General features: G+C 63.3%; 22 protein-coding genes. 9 read left to right on the plus strand and 13 right to left on the minus strand.

Annotation, left to right across the window (positions count from 1 at the left end):
* Positions 1-26: 26 nt before the first annotated feature.
* From KUV45_RS07400 to KUV45_RS07410, 3 genes are all read left to right on the plus strand, one after another.
* Positions 27-755 (plus strand): NAD-dependent deacylase, encoded by a 729-nt coding sequence (locus tag KUV45_RS07400; protein WP_206941625.1) that lies wholly within the window; start codon positions 27-29, stop codon positions 753-755.
* A 172-nt stretch (positions 756-927) separates the two neighbouring features.
* Positions 928-1,701: a tRNA-uridine aminocarboxypropyltransferase gene (locus KUV45_RS07405; RefSeq protein WP_222162888.1), complete on the plus strand. Its 774-nt coding sequence runs from the start codon at positions 928-930 to the stop codon at positions 1,699-1,701.
* A gap of 183 nt (positions 1,702-1,884) precedes the next feature.
* A complete protein-coding gene (locus KUV45_RS07410; RefSeq protein ID WP_222162583.1) occupies positions 1,885-3,468 on the plus strand; it encodes a hypothetical protein in 1,584 nt (527 codons plus the stop codon).
* 128 nt (positions 3,469-3,596) lie between these two features.
* Here KUV45_RS07410 and KUV45_RS07415 read toward each other — a convergent pair whose 3' ends face one another.
* On the minus strand, positions 3,597-4,829 hold the full coding sequence (locus KUV45_RS07415; protein WP_222162584.1) for a TraB/GumN family protein: 1,233 nt from the start codon (positions 4,827-4,829) through the stop codon (positions 3,597-3,599).
* A 161-nt stretch (positions 4,830-4,990) separates the two neighbouring features.
* Entirely contained in the window at positions 4,991-5,527 is a 537-nt protein-coding gene (locus KUV45_RS07420) for a lactoylglutathione lyase family protein (RefSeq protein ID WP_206941620.1), read from the minus strand.
* 93 nt (positions 5,528-5,620) lie between these two features.
* Here KUV45_RS07420 and KUV45_RS07425 point away from each other — a divergent pair, with 93 nt between their 5' ends.
* On the plus strand, positions 5,621-6,532 hold the full coding sequence (locus KUV45_RS07425) for a LysR family transcriptional regulator (protein WP_308126701.1): 912 nt from the start codon (positions 5,621-5,623) through the stop codon (positions 6,530-6,532).
* Positions 6,533-6,558: 26 nt separating this feature from the next.
* Here the strand turns inward: KUV45_RS07425 and KUV45_RS07430 are convergent, their stop codons facing one another.
* The 6 genes from KUV45_RS07430 to def form a co-directional block, all read right to left on the minus strand.
* Complete coding sequence (locus KUV45_RS07430; RefSeq protein WP_206941618.1) at positions 6,559-8,007, minus strand: TrkH family potassium uptake protein; 1,449 nt, start codon at positions 8,005-8,007, stop codon at positions 6,559-6,561.
* Positions 8,008-8,150: 143 nt separating this feature from the next.
* Entirely contained in the window at positions 8,151-9,524 is a 1,374-nt protein-coding gene (gene trkA, locus KUV45_RS07435; protein WP_222162585.1) for a Trk system potassium transporter TrkA, read from the minus strand.
* A gap of 175 nt (positions 9,525-9,699) precedes the next feature.
* On the minus strand, positions 9,700-9,906 hold the full coding sequence (locus tag KUV45_RS07440; RefSeq protein WP_206941615.1) for a dodecin: 207 nt from the start codon (positions 9,904-9,906) through the stop codon (positions 9,700-9,702).
* Between the two features lie 90 nt (positions 9,907-9,996).
* A complete protein-coding gene (gene rsmB, locus KUV45_RS07445) occupies positions 9,997-11,301 on the minus strand; it encodes a 16S rRNA (cytosine(967)-C(5))-methyltransferase RsmB (protein ID WP_222162890.1) in 1,305 nt (434 codons plus the stop codon).
* Between the two features lie 92 nt (positions 11,302-11,393).
* A complete protein-coding gene (fmt, locus tag KUV45_RS07450; protein ID WP_206941613.1) occupies positions 11,394-12,371 on the minus strand; it encodes a methionyl-tRNA formyltransferase in 978 nt (325 codons plus the stop codon).
* Between the two features lie 121 nt (positions 12,372-12,492).
* Positions 12,493-13,005 (minus strand): peptide deformylase, encoded by a 513-nt coding sequence (gene def / locus KUV45_RS07455; RefSeq protein WP_206941611.1) that lies wholly within the window; start codon positions 13,003-13,005, stop codon positions 12,493-12,495.
* Between the two features lie 401 nt (positions 13,006-13,406).
* Here def and dprA point away from each other — a divergent pair, with 401 nt between their 5' ends.
* From dprA to aroE, 4 genes are all read left to right on the plus strand, one after another.
* Positions 13,407-14,519, plus strand: coding sequence for a DNA-processing protein DprA (gene dprA / locus KUV45_RS07460; protein ID WP_222162586.1), 1,113 nt, complete (start codon positions 13,407-13,409; stop codon positions 14,517-14,519).
* Between the two features lie 114 nt (positions 14,520-14,633).
* Positions 14,634-15,194 carry an L-threonylcarbamoyladenylate synthase gene (locus tag KUV45_RS07465; RefSeq protein WP_222162587.1) on the plus strand — a complete coding sequence of 187 codons (561 nt, stop codon included), beginning with the start codon at positions 14,634-14,636 and terminating at the stop codon, positions 15,192-15,194.
* An 87-nt stretch (positions 15,195-15,281) separates the two neighbouring features.
* Positions 15,282-16,223, plus strand: coding sequence for an oxygen-dependent coproporphyrinogen oxidase (gene hemF, locus KUV45_RS07470; RefSeq protein WP_222162588.1), 942 nt, complete (start codon positions 15,282-15,284; stop codon positions 16,221-16,223).
* Positions 16,224-16,301: 78 nt separating this feature from the next.
* Entirely contained in the window at positions 16,302-17,123 is an 822-nt protein-coding gene (gene aroE, locus KUV45_RS07475; protein ID WP_222162589.1) for a shikimate dehydrogenase, read from the plus strand.
* 197 nt (positions 17,124-17,320) lie between these two features.
* Here aroE and KUV45_RS07480 read toward each other — a convergent pair whose 3' ends face one another.
* Both KUV45_RS07480 and KUV45_RS07485 read right to left on the minus strand, forming a co-directional pair.
* Complete coding sequence (locus KUV45_RS07480; RefSeq protein ID WP_206941592.1) at positions 17,321-17,587, minus strand: hypothetical protein; 267 nt, start codon at positions 17,585-17,587, stop codon at positions 17,321-17,323.
* Positions 17,588-17,613: 26 nt separating this feature from the next.
* Positions 17,614-18,417, minus strand: coding sequence for a M48 family metallopeptidase (locus tag KUV45_RS07485; RefSeq protein WP_222162590.1), 804 nt, complete (start codon positions 18,415-18,417; stop codon positions 17,614-17,616).
* Between the two features lie 179 nt (positions 18,418-18,596).
* Between KUV45_RS07485 and KUV45_RS07490 the strand changes: the two genes are divergently transcribed.
* The gene (locus tag KUV45_RS07490) at positions 18,597-19,472 is read left to right on the plus strand and encodes an ATP-binding protein (RefSeq protein ID WP_222162591.1); all 876 of its coding nucleotides are present in this window, start codon (positions 18,597-18,599) and stop codon (positions 19,470-19,472) included.
* A 58-nt stretch (positions 19,473-19,530) separates the two neighbouring features.
* Here the strand turns inward: KUV45_RS07490 and der are convergent, their stop codons facing one another.
* The 3 genes from der to KUV45_RS07505 are packed head-to-tail and all read right to left on the minus strand — an operon-like array spanning position 19,531 to position 22,753.
* Entirely contained in the window at positions 19,531-20,934 is a 1,404-nt protein-coding gene (gene der / locus KUV45_RS07495) for a ribosome biogenesis GTPase Der (protein WP_206941587.1), read from the minus strand.
* On the minus strand, positions 20,931-22,097 hold the full coding sequence (gene bamB, locus KUV45_RS07500; RefSeq protein WP_222162592.1) for an outer membrane protein assembly factor BamB: 1,167 nt from the start codon (positions 22,095-22,097) through the stop codon (positions 20,931-20,933). The genes der and bamB overlap by 4 nt, the downstream gene beginning before the upstream one ends.
* The gene (locus KUV45_RS07505) at positions 22,094-22,753 is read right to left on the minus strand and encodes a tetratricopeptide repeat protein (RefSeq protein ID WP_206941583.1); all 660 of its coding nucleotides are present in this window, start codon (positions 22,751-22,753) and stop codon (positions 22,094-22,096) included. The genes bamB and KUV45_RS07505 overlap by 4 nt, the downstream gene beginning before the upstream one ends.
* Between the last annotated feature and the right edge of the window lie 5 nt (positions 22,754-22,758).

Below are 22,758 nucleotides of genomic sequence, written 5' to 3' on the forward strand. Positions count from 1 at the left end.
ACTGCAATCTGTCACGGAGCGCCTGCATGGCCAAATCTCCTCACCTGGTAGTGCTGACCGGCGCTGGCATCAGTGCCGAGAGCGGCATCGAGACCTTTCGGGCAGCAGATGGCCTGTGGGCCAATCATCCGATCGAGGACGTGGCGACGCCTGAAGGATGGGCGAAAAATCCTCAGCGGGTGCTCAGCTTCTACGATGCTCGGCGTGAGCAGGTGCGGGATGCACGCCCCAACGCGGCCCATCGTGCGTTGGCCAATCTTGAGGCCCTGGGATTCGATGTCAGCATCGTGACCCAGAACATCGATGATCTGCATGAGCGGGCCGGTTCGCGCCAGGTGCTGCACTTGCACGGTGAGATCATGGTCGCACGTTCCTCCGTCGATGAGCGCATGCGCTACCCCCTTGGACGGCGCAACATCGCCATGGGGGACGTCTGCGATCGAGGCAGCCAGCTGCGACCGGATGTGGTCTGGTTTGGTGAGGCGGTTCCCGCCTATCAGGAGGCTTGCGAGCTAGTGGCCGACGCGGATCTGCTACTGGTGGTAGGGACCTCGTTGGCGGTGATGCCTGCCGCTGCCCTGATCCATGAGCTGCCGCTGGACGCACAGTGCGTGCTGGTGGACCCAGACCCTGGACTGCAGGTGCCCGCCGGGGTGACCCGCTGGGTGATGCCTGCCGGGGAAGGGGTGCCTGCGCTTACCCGCCACTGGCAGCGTGAGGGGCGCCTGTTCGTGCCGCCGTCAGGTAACGCCTGATAGCGACGTCGACGGTCGTGGCGGGTACGCGGTGCTGGCAGCGTGACTGACGTGTTCCGTCTGGCGTGGTAGATTGGGCGCCCTTTGCCTCAGCACCCTCCTTGCCATGTGTGATTCCCGTTGTGATGCTTTCCCTGCCGCCTCGCTCGACGCCGAACGTGATGCTGCGCCCATGAGCGATGGCGCCGAGTCTGCCGCGGTCGATCCTGCCACTGGCCACCCCCGCCCTCCGCGTCGGGAATTCAAGGCGCGCGGCAGCTTCGTGACCCGCTGTGAAGGCTGCAATCTGCCGGAACTCAACTGCCTCTGTCCCTATCAAGCCAAGGCCGACAGCCGGGTGCAGGTGTGGTTGATGACGCATCCGCTGGAACATCACAAGCCCACCAACACCGGACGGCTGATCGCAGACGTGCTGGCCACGACTCGCGTCTTTACCTGGTATCGCACGGCGCCAGATGACACCCTGCTGGCCCTGCTCGCTGATCCGCGCTACGCGCCCTTCGTGGTCTTTCCTGACGACCAGCCTGACTACGCGGATCGCGTGGTAGAGGTAGAGGCCGTCACCCAGGTGGAAGACGCACGCATTCCCGTACTGATTCTACTGGACGGCACCTGGCGCCAGGCACGTCGGATCTTTCGCAAGAGCCCCTACCTGGAACACCTTCCCGTGTTACCCCTTCGCACCGATCGCCTGACCCGCTATCAGCTGCGCAAGCCTGCCTCCCAGGCACACCTGTGCACGGCAGAAGTGGCAGCCGAGTTGCTGCGGCAAAGCGGTGAAGTGGCGGCGGCTCAGGTGCTCGACGACTACTTTGATGTGTTCAATGACAGCTATGCGGCCAGTCGCCACTACACCAAGATCGAGACGCCCACCCCCTCGATGACAAGGCTGGCAGCGCTGAGGAGAGCTCAGCAGGCACCATCCTCATCAACTGAGGGGCGCTAGCACTCGGTCGTTATGTGCTGATGCGAAGTTTTAGGCAGATGAATCGCTGATCAGCTACATCATTATTCCCGCAAATCGGGCACTCATTGTCGTAAATGTCTTAGTTCGCCTGCACTTTTTCTGCGACAGGCTCTCTTTTTGACACAACTACGATAATGAGCGCGATGACGCGCGGGGAGCCCCATGCACCTACACCAGCGTTTTCTTTCCTGTCGGCCACAGCCCGAGGATCAACGGCTAGGTGGCTGGCCCTATGATGCACAGGAGGTCGACCTGTCGCTTCCTTTGCTCGAGCGTCGTCTCGACAAGGATCGTTCTCGGGTCATTCATAGCCCCAGCGTTCGTCGACTGCAGTTGCTCCCGCAGCAGGGGGGAATCCTGGCCCAGGACAGCGATCGACGGTTGCTGTCGCTGGCGCTTGAACGTCAGCAAGTGGGTCGCCGTATCGTCCACCTGATTTATCGCAAGCTCCACGGCAACCTGGCTAAGCACGAACTGGCCAGACACGAACTGGCAGAAAAAGAGCTGACTGAGCAGGAGCCCGCCAGGCACGAACTGACAGGACTCGACACTGCGCTCGGCTGTCTGGTCGACGTTGGCTGCCTGCTTTGCGATGTCGGTCGTCCTCCCTTCGGTCAGGCGGGAGAGCTTGCCGTGTGTGGCTGGTTCGACAGCCACCTGCCGGAGTTTGGGGGAATGACGGCAGGGGGGCTGTCCGTCGACAAGAAGGAGGGGCACGCGGTGCTGGCGGAGCTATGCCGCTTTGATGCACGTGCCCAGGCCTTGCGCAGCATTGTGACCCTGGAAGGCATCAGCCTGACCCATGCGCAGAGCGCAACATTGCTAGGACGGCATGAACCATGGCCCGAACAGGCCCTGTCTGGGCCTTTTACGGGCAACAGCTACCGTAGTGAGGCCGCTATCGAAACGGCCATGCGTGGGGCGCTGCGACTGACCCGTCGAAGCCGTCACCCGGCCGCCTACCTGGTCGATGCCGCCGATGCCATCGCGCAGACCCTGGCCCGGCTCGAGGCCATCGTGGAACGAGGTTTGATAGATCCCGCAGGTTTGATGACCCAACTGAAAGATACCTTTCAGCGGCGCCAAGGCCAGCGACCCACTGCGCTCAACGAGCGCTGCTTCTGCCGCCATGGGGTAGTGCGACGCTGGAGTCTAGGCGGCATGCTGGACTGGGCTCTGGCGCGCTATCAGCGGGACCGCTCTGAGGGGCCGGGCCAGTTCTTCCACTACCTGCGCCTGGCCCTGGGCAGGATCCTGGTCAACCACGGCGCCGATGCGTTCTTGCAGCGGTTGGCGGAGGTCAGAGAGGGGACGCCCCGGGTCAATTTGCTGGCCGTGGACCCCGGGTGTCGCATCTTGATGGAGTCTCTCGAGGATCTGGCGACTCGGCTGGAATACCTTGACCCCGACAGAGAGCGCCAGGAGCTAGATGGCTTTCGGACGATATGCGGCCTGCTGGACGCTGCCCTGCCGGCATTGCGTCTGCCTGTGCAGGAGTTTCATCAGTTGCTGGATCGCCAGGAGGCGTCGTCGCCAGTACTTGGCGCATGGGCGGCTGGCTTGCCTGCAGGCGTCGTCAGAGCCTATCGCCAGGCGATCTCGGCTCCTGCAGAAGGCATGAGTGGCGCGGTGCAGGAAACCTACCATCGAGGTCGTTTGGTGCATGACTGGATCTGCAGCCGCACCGAGACATCGGCGCTGGAGGAAAACATGAGATTACGAGTGAGCGGGCGGCAGCAGAGCTGACGTTTGCCGCGGTGGGGCAGTGGAGGGAGCGCGAACGCAGGATGGTCCAGAGGAACGCTTAGCGGGTGACAGGCGCCTTCCACCCCGCCGGGTCAGCGACGGCGAGGTGGATGCGATCGATGGTCCGCTTAGCCGAACAGGCTGCCGGCGATCCGGAAACCGGCGATCCAGGTGCCCGCAGCGGACCCGAGCGTGGCGGTCAGGAAGACCAGTAGCGTGCGGGACACACGGTTCCTCCACCAGCCCTTCACCTCGGTCACATCGTGGCGCAGCGTGGAGAAATCACGCACCTTGGGCTTGCGCATGGCCAGCTCCACGCCTGCAGCGACGAAGCCTGCGCCGATGGTCGGGTTAAGCGAGGTCAGCGGCGCGGCAAAGACGGTGGCGACGACCGTGACGGGATGCGCCAGGGCGAACAGGGTGGCGATGCCCGACAGCGCACCGTTGATGATGAACCACTCTGCCACCAGCTGCCAGCCAAGCTCGGTGTTGCGCGAGAAGCCGATGGCGAAGCCCGTGAGGACCAGTGCGGTGATGATCCAGGGCACCATCTTCCACACCTTGGAGGCGGGACGCGTGGCCTCCAGCGCGGCGATTTCCTCGTCTGGAGCCTGAGAGGGAGGGCCTTCGAGGTGCTCCGCCATGCCCTTGAGGTGGCCCGCGCCTATCACCACCAGCACTCGCCGGAACTTGCCTGGCGGGCATTGCTGGGCCAGGCGCATGACCATGTAACGATCACGCTCGCTGATCAGCGGGGTGAACAGGGTTTCGGATTCAGCGGCAAACTCACTGAAGGTCGACTCCAGCACGTCACCCTGCTTGAGGCGCTCCACTTCCTCTGCCGACACTTCCTGGCGGGACAGCACGCTGCCCAGTAGCCCGGACATCAAGCTAAAACGCTGCCACCAGGGAACATTCTGGTAGATCCTTTTCAGCGTCAGGCCCACGTCGCGATCGATCAGCAACAGCGGGAGCTGGTGGCGCTGGCTGGCCTCCAGGGCGGCACGCATCTCGGCCCCCGGCTCGATGCCTGACTGTTCTGCGATACGTTGCTGGAATGCCCCGAGCGCCAGGTTCGCCGCTACCATCCCGGCCTTGCCCTGGCGAAAGATCTGGAACAGATCCTGTTCCGCCAGGGCGTCAGGGTTGGCCAGGTTGCTGTGTCTGGCATCGCAGAGTTCGATAGCCACGGCATCGAAGTCGCCTGAATCGATCAGCGAGCGAACCTCGTCGGCGCTTTCGGCGCTGACGTGGGCGGTACCGAGCAAGGTGAAGGTGGTCTCGCCAACGGTGATATCGCGGCGTGGGCCGCCTTGGGTCTCCGGCCGCTCGGCCAGTACGGTGTCGTCGATCTCGCTCATGGGCCTCGAGGCCTGAAGAATGTGAAGGATCGATTATCCATGAACCAGCAGGGCAGGCCAAACATGGCCTGCCCTGTCCGTCGGCAAATCACGCTATTGTCATGATTCGTGACGCAAGGAGGGGCTTGAGGGTGCCCATCCCAGGCCTGTCGATCACCATGTCACGCGTTGCTCTCGTCCTGATAGGCGCCGGCCGAGTAGGTCAATTCATAGCTGTGGGAGTAGATCTCGAGGATGTTGCCGAAGGGGTCTTCCATGTAGATCATCCGGTAGGGCTTTTCCCCGGGATAGTATTCACGGACCTTGGGCATGCGCTTCTTGCCGCCGGCGGCGACGATGCGCTCCGCCAGCCCTTCCACGTCCGGATCTTGCACGCAGAAATGGAAGACGCCGGTTTTCCAGTATTCGAAATTGTTCTCGGGATCTTCATGGTTGGCAAACTCGAAGAGTTCGACACCGACGCGATCACCCGTGGACAGGTGCGCGATGCGGAAGCTGCCCCAGCCAGGCCCGAAGACATCGGTGCACATCTCGCCAATGGCAGAGTCGTCTTCCTCGATGGTGGTGGGGGCCATGATCTGGTACCAGCCCAGGACCTCGGTGTAGAACGCCACGGCCGCCTCGACGTCCGGTACCGAGATGCCGATATGGGAGAAGCTGCGTGGATAGTTGGGGCGGTCCTGATGGGATGAGCTCATGTCTCGTTGCCTCTTGCTGTGGAGTGAATGCACACAGTCTGGGCGGTGATGGCTATAATGAAAATAGTGTGCCGCTTATGGTAGTGATAATAGATGCTTATGCTTAATCCGCTCTGGCTACGTTCTTTTCATGCCCTGGTCGAACAGGGAAGCTTCACCAGGGCTGCCGATCAACTGGAGCTCACCCAGGCGGCCGTCAGTCAGCATGTACAGAAACTTGAAGCCGAGCTAGGGGCGCTGTTCATCCGACGGCCGCGGCAGCTCGAACTGACCCCGGCGGGGCACGCCCTGGTCAACTATCTGGGGGAGCGTGCGGAGGTGGACCAGCGGCTTAAGCTGCGTCTGGCCGGGGATCGCGATGATCATGGCGAGATAAGTCTGATGACGCCGGGCAGCATCGGCCTGGCGCTGTATCCCCGGCTGCTGGAGCTGCAGAAGCGCTCGCCTGGCCTGTGCATTCGCCATCGCTTCGGGCCGACCCAGGACATTATCGACGCGGTGTTGGCGGCGCGGGTAGAAATGGGGCTGGTCATCGAGTGTCCCGATGACCCGAGGCTGACCGTCAGCGAGTTTGCGACAGAACCGCTGGAGCTGATCGTGCCTGCCGCCGCTAAGGTAGAGCGCTGGGATGACCTGATGTCGCTGGGGTTCATCGACCATCCGGATGGCAAGGCGCTGGCGTCTCGACTATTGAGCCGACGCTTTCCGGGCTCCCCCGGCTATGCCCACTGGCCAATCAGCGGCTTCACCAATCAGATCGGCTTGATTCTGGCACCGGTAGCGGAGGGGCTGGGCTTTACCGTGCTGCCGCGCTTCGCCCGTCAGGCGTTTGAGCAGCAGGCCTCCCTTCGGGTGGTGACGGGACAGCCCGAGGTGGCGGATACCCTCTACCTGATACATCGGGCTGAATGGCCGCTATCGTCCAGAGCCGAGCGTGCCCTGCTGGTGATGGGGACGGCTGCCGACGCTGAAGCGGGCAGGTCGGCGGCAGGCGGACACGCTTGAGCGTCAACGCAGCCCAGGAGTCTGCACTATTTGCGCCAGAAAGCGGGTGTGAACAGTACCAGTACGGTAAAGATCTCCAGGCGTCCCATCAGCATGGCCATGACCAGGATCCATTTGGCCATCGCCGGCATATCGCCGTAGTGCAGGCTGGCTTCACCCAGCGCCGGGCCCAGGTTGTTGAGCGCGGAGCCCACAGTGGACCAGGCCGTTACCTGGTCAACGCCGGTGGCCATGACCCCGACCAGCATCAGGAAGAACAGCAGGACGTAGGCCGAGAAGAACCCCCAGACTGCCTGTGCGATGCCGTCAGGCACGCTGACCTTGCCAATCTTGACGGCGATCACGGCGTTGGGGTGAATCAAGCGCATGATCTCGCGCATTCCCTGCTTGATGATCAGGATGATGCGAATGACCTTCATGCCGCCACCGGTAGAGCCTGAGCTTGCGCCGACAAAGGCGGCGATGAACAGGAGTAGCGGCAAGGCGCCTGGCCAGGCAGAAAAGTCGGCCACCGAGAATCCGGCCGTGGTCGCGACCGAGACCACCTCAAAGATGCCGTGGCGCAGGCCGACGGTGGTCTCCTCGGTGCCGGTCAGCCACAGCACGATGACGGTGATAGCCGCCAGGCCGGTCAGGTACAGCAGCAAAAACCGTGCCTCGGAGTCTTCCCAGTAGTGGCTGATGCGGCGCTCGCGCCAGGCCAGGAAGTGCAGGCTGAAGCTGAGCGCCGAGATCAGCATGAATACCACACAGATCGCTTCGATCAAGGCGCTGTCGAAGTAGCCAATGCTGGCGTCATGGGTCGAGAAGCCACCGATGGCGACCGTGGAAAAACTATGGCCCAGCGCATCGAACCAATCCATGCCCGCCGCCATGTAGGCGAGCATGCAGGCTAGCGTCAGGGTGGCATAGATGTACCACAGTGCCTTGGCGGTCTCGGTGATCCGAGGGGTCAGCTTGGAGTCCTTGAGCGGTCCCGGAATCTCCGTGCGATACAGCGCCATGCCGCCGACGCCGAGGGTCGGCAGAATGGCGACCGCCAGCACCACGATGCCCATGCCGCCTAGCCACTGCAGCTGCTGACGATAGTAGAGGATGGCCTCCGGCAGGAAGTCGATGCCGGTAATGACCGTCGCACCCGTGGTCGTCAGCCCAGAGAAGGATTCGAAAACGGCATCGGTAAAAGACAGCGCCGTGCTTCCCGTCAGCATCAGTGGCAGGGAACCGAACAGCCCCAGTACCGTCCAGAACATGGCGGCGATCAGGAAGCCGTCACGGGTCCGCAGCTCCCGCCGAGCATGTCGATTCGGCAGAAACATCGCAGCACCGGTGAACACGGTGATGGCAATGGCGATCAGAAAGGCGTCCCAGGTGCCATCGCCGAACAGCAGCGAAATAGCGATGGGCGGCACCATGGTCAGGCTGAACATCATCAGCAGCAGCCCGAGAATACGCAGAATCATTCTCAGGCTCATGCCATCCGGCTCCTGTGCAAAGTAGCGCAAGGGGAAGATGTCAGTGAACGGGTCGTCGTCTCAAGCCCGGTCGGGAACGGACTCATGCGGCGGCTCTCCTTGTGGTAACTCGATGGTCGTCTCTCGAGGTAACGCCATGCGCATCAGAAGAACGTCAGCCCGACCTGGAACAGGCGCTCGACGTCACGAATCTTGCGTTTATCGACCACGAACAGGATGACATGGTCGCCGCTTTCCACTACCACGTCGTCATGGGCGATCAAGACCTCCTTGCCGCGCACGATGGCGCCGATGGTCGAGCCCCCGGGGAGATCGATGTCGCCGATGGCGCGTCCCACCACTCGCGATGACTGGCTGTCGCCATGGGCAATCGCCTCGATGGCCTCCGCGGCACCCCGGCGCAGCGAGTGCACGTTGACGATGTCGCCGCGGCGAACGTGGGTGAGGAGGCTGCCAATCGTCGCCTGCTGAGGCGAGATGGCGATATCGATTTCGCCACCCTGGACCAGGTCGACATAGGCCGCGTTGTTGATCAGGGTGAGAACCTTCTTGGCCCCCATCCGCTTGGCCAGCATCGACGACATGATGTTGACCTCGTCGTCGTTGGTCAGCGCACAGAAGATATCGCAGTCTTCGATGTTCTCTTCTTCCAGCAGCCGCTTGCTGGTGGCACTGCCGTGCAGCACCACGGTGCGGTCAAGGCGTTCCGACAGCTGGGTGCAGCGGTCCAGGCTGTGTTCAATCATCTTGACCTGATGGCTGTGCTCGAGATGTTCGGCCAGGCGCTCGCCGATGTTGCCGCCACCGGCGATCACGACGCGGCGGAAATCCCGGTCGAGCCGTCGCAACTCACTCATCACGGCGCGGATATCACGGCGTGCGGCGATAAAGAAGACCTCGTCGTCGGCTTCGATGATCGTGTCGCCGCGGGGAATGATCGGGCGATTGCGGCGATAGATGGCGGCAACGCGTGTGTCGACGCTGGGCATGTGACGTCGCAGGAAGCCGAGCTCCTGGCCGACCAGCGGGCCACCGTAGAAGGCCTTGACCGCCACCAGCTGGACCAGACCCCCGGCGAATTCCAGCACCTGCAAGGCACCAGGATGCTCGATCAGGCGCCGGATGTGATCGGTTACGACTTGCTCGGGACTGATCAGCACGTCGATAGGGACGGCCTCATGGGCAAACAGGCCCTTGCGGGCGAGGTAGGCCGTGGCGCGCACACGGGCGATCTTGGTCGGTGTGCGAAACAGGGTATGGGCCACCTGACAGGCGATCATGTTGACTTCATCGGAGTTGGTCACGGCGATCAGCATGTCGGCATCTTCACAGCCTGCCTGACGCAGCACCATGGGGTAGGAGGCCGCCCCGGAAACCGTGCGAATATCCAGCCGCGTATGCAGCTCGCGCAGACGCTCACCGTCGGTGTCTACCACCGTGATGTCGTTCTCCTCGCGGGCCAGATGCTCCGCCAGGGTGCCGCCAACCTGGCCGGCGCCGAGAATGATGATCTTCATCGTCGTGTCCGAAGAGAGGTCGAGAGCGCATGGTGCGCTGCAACATAGGGCCAGCATACCTGAGCCCTGAACAGACCAACAGGGCGGGATGTCTCCCGCCCTGTGCCGAAAGGAAACACCGAAGGCCTGTCAGTATGCAAGCCCAGGCATCTCCGGGGGAGAGCTGATCGCTGGATCAGTCCAGGGTAAAGCCGACCTTCAACGTCACCTGCCAGTGGGCGACCCGGCCGTTTTCGATGTGCCCGCGTGTTTCGGTCACCTCGAACCAGCGCAGGTCATGCACCGTCTCAGACGCCTTGGTGATGGCGCGCTGGACCGCGTCTTCGATACTTGTCTCGGACGAACCGGTCAACTCGATCTGCTTGTACACGTGTTGGCTCATACATACTCCCTGTAGCGGTAGACGTCGTGGGACCGCCCGCCTGGGCAACAGCGGCCTGGTGGCGGGCAAGCAACCCTGCTTCCGTGTGGCTCAGTGGGTTGCCTTGACCAGTCTGGCATAGAAGAAACCGTCGTGACTGTCGATCTTCGGTAACAGTTGGCGTCCGGCTCCTGATGTCTGGCCCCAGGCAATGTCGGAAGGCATGTTGGCGCTGGCATCCTCAGTGCGCTCAAGAAAGGCGCGAATCTGGTCGCGATTCTCTTCCGGCAGGACCGAGCAGGTGGCGTACAACAAGGTGCCGCCGGGCTTGAGCAGCGGCCACAGGTTATCGAGCAAGGCCTGCTGCAACTCGGCCAACTGGCGGATGTCGCTGGCACGGCGCAAGCGCTTGATGTCGGGATGACGGCGGATGACTCCGCTGCCCGAGCAGGGAGCGTCAAGCAAGATGGCATCGAACAGCGTGCCATCCCACCAGTCCCGCTGGGTACCATCGCCCTGGGCCAGGGTGGCCGAGAGTCCGAGGCGAGTCAGGGTGTCTTCCACACGGGCAAGACGTGCAGCGTCGGAGTCGATGGCATGCAGATCAATGTCGAACAGCTCAAGCAGGTGAGCGGTCTTGCCGCCAGGTGCACAGCAGGCATCCAGGACTCTTGCGCCGGGGCGAGGGGCGATGACAGGGCCCAGCAGCACAGCGGCCAGCTGGGCGGCTTCATCCTGAACGCTGACATGGCCCTCGGCGAAGCCTGGCAGACTGTCCACATCGCGAGGGGCATCCAGGATCAAGCCGTCAGGCGCGTGTGAACACAGACGTGCGCTGATCCCGGCACCGTCGAGGATGTCCAGATACTGCTCTCGGTCGTTGTGGCGACGGTTGACGCGCAGGGTCATTGGGCCTGGCTGGTTATTGGCCTCACAGATATCGCGCCAGTCGTCAGGCCACGCCTGGCGCAGCGCCTTGAGCCACCAGCGCGGATGCAGCAAGGCCACTGCAGGGTCACGGTCGACTTCTGCTTCCAGTGTTGAGGATTCGCGCTGCAGACGGCGCAGGCAGCCGTTGAGAACGCGGGTTGCCCAGGCCTTGCCCTGCAGGCGAGCGGCCCCAGCGGTCTCGCCTACCGCCGCATGGGCGGGAATGCGCAGGTACAGCAGTTGGAAGATGCCGAGCAGCAGCAGCGCCTGAATGTCGGCGTCGCGAGTCTTGAAGGGCTTTTCCAGTAATTGGTCCGCCAGTGCTTCCAGTCTGGGCAGCGTCCGGCAGACACCAAAGCACATCGCCTTGAACAACGCCCTGTCGCGAGCCACGACCTGATGATCATCCAGAGAAGACAGCGAGCCCTTGCCGGTAATGACCGGAACCAGCGCCTTCGCTGCTGCAGCTCGAACACAGTCACCCATGTCTCTGCGCGCATTGGTGTGGGCACGGCTTTGCTGATCGGGCTTGCGCTGGCGAGCGTTGCGCTGGCCGTGCTGGCGTGGGCGGGAATCGCTCATTCGCTGGCCTCCGTTTGCGGCTGGCCCAGGCAGGCGCCTACGGCGAAACGCTCTGCTCGGGCACGTAGCAGCTCATTGATCGGCAGCGCCTTGCCACCGGGCAGCTGGGCATGGGTGATGCGCAGGCGCTCGCGGCCATCTTGACCACAGGCGACCAGCAGCTCTCCTTCCGCCTTGACGATGGTGCCTGGTGTAGCCGCGTCAGCGCTGTCCACGGCGTCTGCCAGATGAATGCGCAGGCGGTCATCGCCCAGGGCACACCAGGTGACAGGCCACGGATTGAACGCCCGCACTCGCGCGGCGAGCGTTTGTGCATCCTGGCGAAAGTCCAGTTCTGCCTCGGCCTTGCTCAGCTTGGCGGCGTAGGTCACGCCGCTATCCGGCTGGGGCGTCGACGTCAGCTCGCCTGCGGCAAGCTGATCAAGGGCATCGACAATGGCTTTGCCCCCCAGGCTGGCCAGACGGTCGTGAAGCTCGCCACCCGTCGTGGTATTGCTGATCTCGGTGCGGCGGATCATCAGCATGTCGCCGGTATCCAGGCCTTCGTCCATCTGCATGATGGTCACACCGCTTTCGCTGTCGCCGGCTTCAATGGCTCGCTGGATCGGTGCAGCGCCGCGCCAACGTGGCAGTAGTGAGGCATGCACGTTGAGACATCCAAGGCGGGGGGCTTCGAGCACGGGAAGCGGCAGGATCAAGCCGTAGGCCACCACCACCATGACATCTGCCTCCAAGGCTGCCAGCGCTTGCTGCTCCTCAGCATCCTTGAGCCGCTCCGGCTGGTATACCGGTATGTCATGAGACAACGCCAGTGACTTCACCGGGCTAGGTGTCAGTTTGCGACCGCGTCCTGCAGGTCGATCTGGTTGAGTGTAGACGGCAATCACCTGATGGTGACTGTCGAGTACCGCCGAGAGGCTCTCGGCAGCGAAGTCAGGCGTGCCAGCGAAGATCACGCGCAGCGCTTGGGTCATGTTCAGGGCCTTGGCCGAAGAATGCGGAGTCAATAGTAACGGAGACGCGAGCAACGACGAAGGCCGATAGCACTTGGAGTGCTATCGGCCTTGCATCTTGATGGCGATGGAGAGGTAGGGGTCAGGCGCCTTGCATTTGACGGTGGCGCTTCTGCATCTTCTTCATCACGCGGTCGCGCTTGAGCGGCGACAGGTAATCGACGAAGAGTACGCCCTCGAGATGGTCGAGTTCGTGCTGGATGCAGTGGGCCAGCAGTCCGTCGGCTTCGAGCTCGTAGGGATTGCCATCACGGTCCAGCGCCTTCAAGTGCACGCGCAGGGCGCGCGGGACTTCAGCGTAGTACTCAGGGATGGACAGGCAACCTTCCTGCATCGGCTCGCGCTCGTCGCCCAGCGGCGTGACCTCGGGATTGATCAGTACGACCGGCGTTGACTGGTCTTCGCTGACATCGATCACGATGACCCTGCGGTGCACATCCACCTGCGTGGCGGCAAGACCAATACCAGGGGCTGCGTACATGGTTTCCAGCATGTCATCGACCAGCTGGCGGACTTCGTCATCGACGTGCTCCACGACAACCGCCTTGGTGCGCAGCCGCTCGTCTGGAAACTCGAGAATGGGGAGTCTGGCCATGCTGTGGTTCCACCGTTGTTCGTACAGTTCGTGATGCCCATTTTAGGGGGGCGCTGCAAGTTGCAGTAGCCGCTGTCGTCTATGGGCTTGATAGGCGACCACTATACCATGCTCAAAACGTCATCGCCTGATACCGCGTGGCGTTGCGGCGAAGCCCATCGCTTTGCGGCGTGGCGGGCCTTCTACACTGGCTAAACATAAGCAACGACGAAAGTAGCGCCGTTAGCGCCAGCGACGTCCACGCTGACAGCCACACCTTCGGCCATGACGGAAGTGGCGGCGTGGGCGACAACGGCAAAGCAAGAACATCAGCAAGCACATCAACAAGAACGACAGCGATAACAATAACCGGCGCGACAGCGTCACTGACTATGCGTCGATGTTTCCCAGGGAGGGTAGACATGGACTCCGACTTCGAGCGTTGGATGGTATTGCAAGCGCTTCCTCAGGTAGGACCGAAGCGCCTGGCACGGTTACGCTCCCTGAATCCTGCCTGGCCGGAAGGCTGGTTGCCCGGCTTGCCCCCCATGGCTGCTGCGGCACTGCGACTGTGGCTGGAGCACCCACGCCGCAGCCCACTGACGGCGCCTGTCGAAGAGGCCCTGGAATGGCAGGCCCAGGGGGCGGCACATGGGCAACAGCGTCATTTACTGCATCCGGGGCATCCACGCTGGCCGGCCTTGCTCGATCAGATTGCCGATCCCCCTGTGGTGCTCTGGGCGCTGGGGGATCTGGATGCGCTGACCTCACCGCGGCTGGCCCTGGTGGGCTCGCGGCGCCCTACCCGGGAAGGGCTTGTCAATGCACGCAGTTTCGCCATCAGCCTGGCGGAAGCGGGATGGTGCCTGGTCAGTGGTATGGCGCTGGGAATTGATGGCGCGGCTCAGGCCGCGGCTCTGGATGTGGGTGGGCGCAGCGTTGCCGTGCTGGCCGGTGGTGTCGATGTCGTCTATCCCGGCCAACATGGCTCACTGTACCGGCGCCTGCGGGATGACGGTGGCCTGTTGCTGGCCGAGTCTGCCCCTGGACGCAGGCCTCATTCCGGGGATTTTCCCCGGCGCAATCGGATTGTGACGGGGGTGTCCTGTGGCGTGCTGGTGGTCGAGGCCGCAGAGCACAGTGGCTCTCTGGTCAGTGCCCGCCTGGCCGGGGAGCAAGGGCGGGAAGTGCTGGCGGTACCTGGCTCTATCCACTCCCCTCAGGCAAGAGGCTGCCTGCGACTGATTCGTGAGGGAGCCGCCCTGATACGTCACCCCGATGACTTGTTCGAGGAGCTGGCCAGTTGGGGGCCGCGTCAGGGGGCAGTGTCCTCGACTGGGAGTGAGGCGCCATCCGGCGCCGCTGCCCGCTCGCTGCTCGATCTGCTGAGTGCCAGGCCATTGCCGGTGGATGTGCTGATGGGGCTGGCGGGATGTGATGTCGCCACCTGTCAGCGCGAGTTGACCTTGCTCGAGATAGAGGGACACGCTGGCTTGGTGGCCGGTGGGTGGGTCAGGCTGGGCGGAGGCAGCTAGAGGCCAAGTATCGCCCGCTCGCGAAGCAGGGCGCAGTGCGACGCGTCCGGTGCCTCATGCTAGTATGCGGCTCCAACCCGTTTATCACGATGTGCCGATTCGGACTTCGATGCCATGAGTGACCCTGATTCCATTCTGACCTCAGCCACCGCCGTGCTTCGCCGTGGTGGTGTGATTGCCTACCCCACCGAGGCCGTGTGGGGGCTGGGCTGCGATCCTGACAACGAGGAGGCGCTAAAGCGTTTGCTCGCGCTCAAGCAGCGGGACCCCGCCAAGGGTGTCATCCTGGTAGCGGCAGATATTGCTCAGTTCGATGCCTGGCTGACCGCCGTATCCGCAGAACAGCGAGCCCTGTTGCTGGACACCTGGCCAGGGCCCAACACCTGGCTCGTGCCCGACAACGGGCGCACCCCGGCGCTGGTGCGCGGAAGCCATGACAAGGTGGCGCTACGGGTCAGCGATCATCCTGGGGTTCAGGCTCTGTGTCGCGCCTTCGGGGGGCCGCTGGTATCGACCTCTGCCAATCGCGCTGGAGAGCCTCCGGCCATGAGCGAAGCCGATATCCATCGGATCTTCGGCGATGAACTCGACGCAGTGGTGCCCGGTGACCTGGGGGGAAATCCGCGCCCCAGTATCATTCGCGACCTGGTCAGTGGTGAGGTGCTGCGCCACTGACGATGGCGCGGCAGCCTTGTATTTGCACAAGACCGGGGTGGGGCGTGACGCGACAACGCCCATTCGACAAGCAACGACGGAGTCGATGTGACACAGCCAAATCTCGACGTGGTCAAACGCTATCTGCTGGAGCTTCAGGATCGCCTGTGCGAGGCGCTGGAGCATGCCGATGGGCAAGCGCACTTTCGTGAGGACGACTGGGTTCGCGAGGCAGGCGGCGGCGGTCGCTCGAGGGTTATCGAAGACGGTGCGCTATTCGAGAAGGGCGGCGTCAACTTTTCCCATGTGCACGGCACAACCCTGCCTCCCTCAGCCACCGCCGCCAGGCCGGAACTTGCGGGTAGGGGCTTTCAGGCCATCGGCGTATCCTGGGTGTTGCACCCGCATAACCCCCATGTGCCGACCAGCCACGGTAACGTGCGCTTCTTCATTGCCACCGCCGAGGGCGAAGCGCCGGTGTGGTGGTTCGGTGGTGGCTTCGATCTGACCCCGTTCTACCCCCAACACGAAGACGCCTGCCATTGGCACCGGGTTGCCAGAGACCTTTGCGAGCCTTTCGGTGAGGATGTCTATCCGCGCTACAAGCGCTGGTGTGACGACTACTTCTTCCTCAAGCATCGGGATGAGACGCGAGGGGTGGGCGGTCTGTTTTTCGATGACCTCAATGAAGGTGGCTTTGATCGCTGTTTTGCGTTTCAACAAGCCGTGGGAGATGGCTTTCTCGAGGCCTATCTGCCGATCGTCGGACGCCGTCGCGACACGCCCTGGGGCCAGCAACAGCGAGACTTTCAGCTGTATCGGCGCGGACGCTATGTCGAGTTCAATCTGGTATGGGATCGGGGCACGCTGTTTGGCTTGCAAAGCGGAGGTCGCACCGAGTCGATTCTGATGTCGATGCCGCCGCTGGCGCGCTGGGAATACGACTATCGACCCGCAGAGGGAAGCGCCGAGGCGGCCTTGCAGGATTACCTGCGCCCTCGTGACTGGCTGGCCGAAGAGCAAGAGCAGGCCACCAGCGCTTCCCCGTGAGCGGCTTCCGGTGCCCGCCGTGGGCAGGACGGTGCCCCCCCGTCGCGATATTGATGCAGTGTTTGCTCAGGAGCAGAAATGACTCGCTATTGTGTGTTCGGCCATCCCATCGGTCACTCCAAATCACCCGCCATCCATGCGGCCTTTGCCGCCCAGACAGGTGAGAACATCGAATACGTGGCCATCGAGGCGCCGCTGGATGACTTTGCCGGCGCTTGGCAGACGTTCGTGGCATCCGGGGGACAGGGGGCCAATGTCACTGTCCCCTTCAAGGAGGAAGCGTATCGACTGTGCACTCAGCTGACCGAGCAGGCCCGTCGCGCAGGAGCCGTCAACACCCTTCGTCTGCTGCCTGACGGCAATCTGGAAGGGGATACCACGGACGGTGTGGGCCTGGTCGCGGATCTGAAGCGTCAGGGCGCACGCTTGCAGGGCGCCAATATCCTGGTCCTGGGGGCTGGAGGCGCGGTACGTGGGGTATTGGCGCCGTTGCTGGCCCATGACCCTGCTGGCTTGACCGTGGCCAACCGCACTGCGGCCAAGGCGAGCGCCCTGGCGCAGGATTTTGCCGATCTTGGCACTATCCGGGGGGGCGGCTTCGACAGTGTGGCGGGGCCCTTCGATCTGGTCATCAATGGCACCAGCGCAAGCCTCTCGGGAGAGCTGCCACCCCTGCCGGACGATCTCTTCGCCGAGGGCGCGCTGGCCTACGACATGATGTATGGCGCCGAGCCGACCGTGTTCATGGCGTGGGCAGCAGAGCGTGGTGCACGCAGTGTCGATGGATTGGGCATGCTGGTCGAGCAGGCCGCCGCGTCCTTCGCCCGTTGGCGAGGCGTCGTTCCGGAGACGGCGCCGGTGCTGTCGACGTTGCGACAGGCGTTATCGGCGGGTGCCTGACCACCGTGGTCATGGCCGCTATCCACAACACACAGCAGGCGCCACCAGGGCGCCTGCTGTGTGTTGGACTGGGGCGGTGTACGGGGGCGTTGTACAGGGAAAGGGTCAGGGCTGCGGGACCGGCAACGGGGCTGGCATGGCGCCCGGCATTCGCGTCCGATATAGAGCCCCGGTATTGAGAGACCAGCACTGGCGCCTTAGCGGCGTCGCCGATAGAGCCCCACCATGCAGCAGCCCAGGCCGATGACCGACACCAACAGACCCCCGTTGACCAACCACGGGCTGCGGACGATCCACGGTACAAAGGGTGAAGGGCTCTCGCTGCATTGACCCGTCAGATAGTTCCAATGTCCTTGGTCGATCATCTCACATTGGCGAATATCGCCCCATTCCGCGAAGTAGAACCCCAGCAGTAGCAGGATGGGCAGGACCAGCAACAGCAGTCCGAGGCGATTGAGGGTCATGACGACGGCGCTCCTTGATGAACGGCTCAGGGTGCCTTGCAGTTAGGCCTGAGGCCATTCGCCTGGGCCTGCTCGTAGCGGGCCATGGCATCACCCATGGCGGCTTCCAGACCCGCGATGCGGTTGCCATGTGCCGGGTGAGTCGACATCCATTCCGGCGGCTGGCCACCCCCTGCAGCGCTCATGTTCTGCCACAGCTGGACGCTGGCGCGTGGGTCGAACCCGGCCTGGGCCATCAGCTCGAGGCCAATGGTATCGGCCTCACTTTCGTGGCTGCGCGAGAACGGCAGCAGGATGCCGTACTGGGCGCCCATGCCCATGGCGGCCATCAGCTGATCGCTGCCGGTGACTCCCTGGGTGCCCAGCGCCGAGCCGACCACGGATAGTCCCAGCTGCGTCGCGCTCTCGGTGGAGGCGCGCTCGTTGGCATGATGAGCCAGCACATGGCCAATTTCATGGCCGATCACGGTGGCCAGCTGGTCCTGGTTGGTGGCGACGTCGAGCAGGCCGGTGTTGACCCCTACATAGCCACCCGGCAAGGCGAAGGCATTGGCGTCTTCCGACTCGAACACCTTGACCTGCCAGTTCTGGTTGCGCTGATCATTCGGCAGCGCCTGCACCACATTGCGCGTCACGCACTGCACGTACTCCAGGGTGCTGCCGCCTACGGTAGGCAGCTGCTGCTGGTACTGGGCAAAGGCCTGGGCTCCCATCTGATTAAGCTGCTGCTCGTCCAGCAACAGCATCTGGGAGCGGCCCGTCGGTGAGGTCGCACAGGCAGCTACGGTCGCCATGATGGCGCAGGCGCCAACAGCCTTCATCCAGCGCATGGTGAGTCTCCTTGTCGTGGTACAGCGGGCATCGCTTGCCCGTGTAGAATCAGAAGCGTTTGGCCAAAGATACCCGGACTGCTGGAAGGGTCAACCGCAAAGGTGGTGCAACCTGGGTCTCCGCGAGGCGACACTGACCCTGACCGGCGGCTTTAACACGCGACAAGGACACTCACCCCATGGATACCCAACTAGCGCAGCGCTTGCTCAACCTTCTCGACCGTGTCGACCCCTGGCTGCCTGAGCCACCTACGCCTGTTGACTGGCGCCGTGATGTGGCGGCGCTATGGCAGCGTCATGCCCTCGGCGGCCAGCTGGTGCCAGTGCCCCCCAGGGACGCCCTCGGGCTCGATGACCTGGTGGGCGTCGAGCGCCAGAAACGCGAACTGGTGGCCAACACACGAGCGTTTCTGCAGGGACTCCCGGCCAATCACGCGTTGCTGTGGGGTTCCCGTGGCAGCGGCAAGTCTTCCATGGTCCGCGCCTTGCTGAATACCTTGTCCGACGAGGGACTGCGCTTGATCCAGGTAGACCGGCACGATCTGTCCGGACTGCCGATACTGGTGGAGCAGCTACGGCACCAGCCCGAGCGCTTTGTGGTGTACTGCGATGATCTGTCCTTCGAAGGTTCGGATGACGCCTACAAGGCGCTGAAGAGCGTGCTGGATGGCACCCTGACAGGGCCTCCCGACAACGTGCTGATTTATGCGACCTCCAACCGCAGGCATCTGATGCCCGAGCATATGAGCGACAATCTGGAGAGCCGGCTGACCGCGGACGGCGAGGAGCTGCATCACGGTGATGCGGTGGAGGAAAAGATCTCGCTGTCCGACCGCTTCGGCCTGTGGCTGGCCTTTCATCCCTTCAACCGCGACACCTACCTGGAGACCTGCCGCCACTGGGTCTCGCGGCTAGGGCATGCGGGCGACTGGACAGATGAGGCCGACACGGCAGCAGTTCGCTTCGCGACACTTCGCGGCGGGCGCAGTGGACGCTGTGCCTATCAGTTTGCGGCGGACTGGGTGGGTCGACACCGCCTGGCGGAACAGCCATAGAAGCAAAACGCCCGGCCACCTCACGGTGGCCGGGCGTTGGCGTGTGGCTTGAGCCGGATTACCTGCGGTTCTTGCGCGCTTCCTTGGTACGTCCCAGCTCGCGCTGCTTGGCCTTGACCTTATCCGAGGCGTCGGCCATGCGGTCGTACGGGTTCTTGCCGGAGCGGAACTCGAAACGCATGGGGGTGCCCCGGACCTTGAGCACCTTGCGGAAAGTGTTGGTCAGATAGCGCTTGTAGGCGTCGGGCAACTTGTCGGTCTGGTTGCCGTGCACCACGATGATGGGCGGATTGCTGCCACCCTGGTGGGCCATCCGCAGCTTGATGCGGCGGCCGTGGATCATCGGCGGTTGGTGCTGCTCCACCGCGTCCTGCAGCAGGGTCGTCAAGCGGTTGGTCGACCAGTGGCTATTGGCCGAAGCGAAGGCGCGCTCCAACGAAGGATAGAGGTCACCCACCGCGGTGCCATGCAACGCCGAAATGAAATGCAGCTCTGCATAATCGGCAAAGCCCAGGCGACGCTTGATTTCGGCGCGCATCTTGTCCTTGGCTTCACTTTCCAGGCCATCCCACTTGTTGACCGCCAGCACCAGGGCGCGACCCGAGGTCAGCACATAGTCGAGAAGGTGCAGGTCCTGCTCCACCAGGCCGCTACGGGCATCCAGCACCATGATCGCGACGTGACATTCCTTGATCGCGTCGAGGGTCTTGATGATGGAGAACTTCTCGGCGATTTCGGTCACGTTCTTGCGCCGGCGTACACCGGCGGTGTCGACCAGCACGTAGGGCTTGCCCCGGCGCTCGAAGGGGATCTCGATCGCGTCTCGGGTGGTGCCCGCTTCATCGAAGACGACGACACGATCCTCGCCGAGCAGGCGATTGACCAGCGTCGACTTGCCGACGTTGGGACGACCGATGACGCCGATACGGATGCCCTTGCTGCCGGTGTCGGCGGGAATGTCCATGTCGCGCTCAGGGAACGGCGACAGCACCTCGTCGATCAGGGCCGTGACATTGCGGCCATGGGCAGCCGCGATCGGGCGTGGATCGCCCAGACCGAGCTGCCAGAAGTCGGCCATGGCCGAATGCTCTTCCAGGCCGTCGGTCTTGTTGACCACCAGCCAGGTCTTCTTCTGGTTGACCCGCAGGTGGTTGGCAATGGCCTCGTCAGCGACGTTGAGGCCGGCCCGTGCGTCCACCAGGAACAGTACGATATCGGCTTCGTCGATGGCTTGCAGCGACTGCTCGGCCATCGCGGCATCGATACCTTCCTCGTCACCGCTGATACCACCGGTGTCGATGACGGTGTAGGCCTTGTTGCCGAGCATGCCGTTGCCGTACTTGCGATCCCGGGTCAGTCCCGGGAAGTCGGCGACCAGCGCATCACGCGAGCGGGTGAGGCGATTGAACAGGGTCGACTTGCCCACGTTGGGGCGGCCGACTAGAGCGATAACGGGGGTCATGGGCGGATGTCCAGAGCCTCCAGGCTTCCGTCATTGGCCAGGGCGTAGACGCGCTTGCCATCGGTGAGCGGGCGCACGCTGACGCCGGAGCCGTCGATGTGGGTGCGGCCAACCATGCGGCCGCTGCTGGCGTCGATAAAGTGCACATAGCCCTCGGCATCACCGAGCACGATGCGGCCATCGGCGAAGGCCGGGGCAGTGACAGAGCGACCGTAGAGGTCTTCCTGGCGCCACAGCTCATTGCCGTTGTTGGCGTCGAAGGCCACCAGGCGGCTGGCTTCATCGACGACGTACAGGGTGTCGCCTACCAGCACCGGGGTGTGGTAGCTGGACATTGGCGTTGACCACAGGGTCTCACCGCTCTGGGCGTTGAGCGCCACCACGCGGCCGTTGAAGCTGGTGACATACAGTCGACCGTCCGGCGTCAGCACCGGTTGACCGGCCAGGTCCACCAGGCGATCGATGTCGTTCATGCCGGTAGCGACGGCGATGGTCCGTTCTGAGATCTGCTGGCCGGAGCGATTGTCGATGATCGACAGGCGGCCATTGGCGAAGCCGGCAAAGGTGACCTGGTCAATGGCGGTCGGAGTGCCGGTACTGCGCAGGGTCAAGGACGGCATATTGGCGGTGAAGACCCACTGGCGGTCGCCTGACAGGCGGTCCAGAGCCGTCACCGTGCCATCCACCGCCTGGACGATCAGCAGTTGCGACGTCGGTTGCGGTGCTGCCAGCACTTCGCTGGGGACCTTGGTGCGCCACTTGACGCGTCCATTGTCCTGGTCGAGTGCCACCACTTCACCATTGCGGGTAGCCAGGAAGACGTCGCCGTCTACAGCGGTGATGCCGCTGGAAATCGGAGATTCCAGCTCCACTTCCCAGCGGGTGTCGCCATTGGCGGTGTTGAACGCCTCGACCAGGCCTTCCTCATCGGCGGCGAACAGCGTCGACCCGGACAGCGCGGGCTCAATGGGATAGGTCGCCTCGCCCAGGCCGGCGCCAACGCCTTCGCTCCAGCGCGTATCCACCTGGGTCGATTCAGCGAAGTCCTTGAGTTCCTTCGGCGGATATTGTGGCTCGGACTTGCTCGCGCAACCCGCCAGCAAAGCGGCCATGGTCACGGCGGTGGCGATGGCGATCCGGGTCTTGTTGGTGCGCTGCTTCATAGTGTGGCCTCCTGGTCGCCAAGGTCATCGAGCTTGAGCGAAATGCCGTAGAGCGGTTGGCCGTTCTCGTCGGCCAGGGTCTGGGCGCTTTGCCAGGCCTTGGCGGCCTGGTCGCGTTGACCTGTCGCGTGGTAGATGTCGCCGCGGATGTTGTCGCGCTGTGCTGCAAGCGCAGCAGGAATATCGCCATCCAGCGTAGCCAGCGCCGTGTCGTGCTGGCCCTCGGCACTCTGCAGGCGAGCCAGGCGCAGACGCGCGATACCGACCAGATAACCGTCGTCACTGCTTTCGATCAGCGACTCGAGCGCTTCCCTGGCCGCTTCCAGATCGCCGCCGTCGACCTCCAGACGCGCCTCCATCAGCAGCGCAAGCTCGCTGTAGAGCGTGTCACCGTGGTCTTCCCGCAGCGATGCGACCAGCGACTCGGCCTGGGTTAGAGCGTTGTCGCTCAGCTCATCACGGCTGGCCAGGTCCAGCAGCTGCTGATAGCTGCTGGAAGCGGCCACGGACTGGCCTTCCTGATAGTCCTGCCAGGCATTCCAGCCGAACACGCCGGCGGCAGCCAGCACGGCGCCCGCGATCAGCGAGGTGCCGTTTTCTTTCCACCAGCGCTTGATCGCCTCAAGCTGCTCTTCTTCCGTTCTCAGCTCCGCCACGGGCG

Source organism: Halomonas sp. DP3Y7-2 (genome assembly GCF_019800795.1).
GTDB classification, from domain to species: Bacteria; Pseudomonadota; Gammaproteobacteria; order Pseudomonadales; family Halomonadaceae; genus Halomonas; species Halomonas litopenaei_A.

Excerpts from the sequence above, each read along its gene's own strand:
- def (WP_206941611.1), bottom strand. The coding sequence starts at position 13,005 with ATGGCCAGACTCCCCATTCTCGAGTTTCCAGACGAGCGGCTGCGCACC.
- KUV45_RS07415 (WP_222162584.1), bottom strand. The coding sequence starts at position 4,829 with ATGAGCGAGATCGACGACACCGTACTGGCCGAGCGGCCGGAGACCCAA.
- KUV45_RS07465 (WP_222162587.1), top strand. The coding sequence starts at position 14,634 with ATGAGTGACCCTGATTCCATTCTGACCTCAGCCACCGCCGTGCTTCGC.
- KUV45_RS07410 (WP_222162583.1), top strand. The coding sequence starts at position 1,885 with ATGCACCTACACCAGCGTTTTCTTTCCTGTCGGCCACAGCCCGAGGAT.
- KUV45_RS07420 (WP_206941620.1), bottom strand. The coding sequence starts at position 5,527 with ATGAGCTCATCCCATCAGGACCGCCCCAACTATCCACGCAGCTTCTCC.
- dprA (WP_222162586.1), top strand. The coding sequence starts at position 13,407 with ATGGACTCCGACTTCGAGCGTTGGATGGTATTGCAAGCGCTTCCTCAG.
- KUV45_RS07490 (WP_222162591.1), top strand. The coding sequence starts at position 18,597 with ATGGATACCCAACTAGCGCAGCGCTTGCTCAACCTTCTCGACCGTGTC.
- KUV45_RS07405 (WP_222162888.1), top strand. The coding sequence starts at position 928 with ATGAGCGATGGCGCCGAGTCTGCCGCGGTCGATCCTGCCACTGGCCAC.
- KUV45_RS07425 (WP_308126701.1), top strand. The coding sequence starts at position 5,621 with ATGCTTATGCTTAATCCGCTCTGGCTACGTTCTTTTCATGCCCTGGTC.
- KUV45_RS07430 (WP_206941618.1), bottom strand. The coding sequence starts at position 8,007 with ATGAGCCTGAGAATGATTCTGCGTATTCTCGGGCTGCTGCTGATGATG.
- aroE (WP_222162589.1), top strand. The coding sequence starts at position 16,302 with ATGACTCGCTATTGTGTGTTCGGCCATCCCATCGGTCACTCCAAATCA.
- KUV45_RS07440 (WP_206941615.1), bottom strand. The coding sequence starts at position 9,906 with ATGAGCCAACACGTGTACAAGCAGATCGAGTTGACCGGTTCGTCCGAG.
- KUV45_RS07485 (WP_222162590.1), bottom strand. The coding sequence starts at position 18,417 with ATGCGCTGGATGAAGGCTGTTGGCGCCTGCGCCATCATGGCGACCGTA.
- KUV45_RS07480 (WP_206941592.1), bottom strand. The coding sequence starts at position 17,587 with ATGACCCTCAATCGCCTCGGACTGCTGTTGCTGGTCCTGCCCATCCTG.
- trkA (WP_222162585.1), bottom strand. The coding sequence starts at position 9,524 with ATGAAGATCATCATTCTCGGCGCCGGCCAGGTTGGCGGCACCCTGGCG.
- rsmB (WP_222162890.1), bottom strand. The coding sequence starts at position 11,301 with ATGGGTGACTGTGTTCGAGCTGCAGCAGCGAAGGCGCTGGTTCCGGTC.
- fmt (WP_206941613.1), bottom strand. The coding sequence starts at position 12,371 with ATGACCCAAGCGCTGCGCGTGATCTTCGCTGGCACGCCTGACTTCGCT.
- KUV45_RS07400 (WP_206941625.1), top strand. The coding sequence starts at position 27 with ATGGCCAAATCTCCTCACCTGGTAGTGCTGACCGGCGCTGGCATCAGT.
- bamB (WP_222162592.1), bottom strand. The coding sequence starts at position 22,097 with ATGAAGCAGCGCACCAACAAGACCCGGATCGCCATCGCCACCGCCGTG.
- der (WP_206941587.1), bottom strand. The coding sequence starts at position 20,934 with ATGACCCCCGTTATCGCTCTAGTCGGCCGCCCCAACGTGGGCAAGTCG.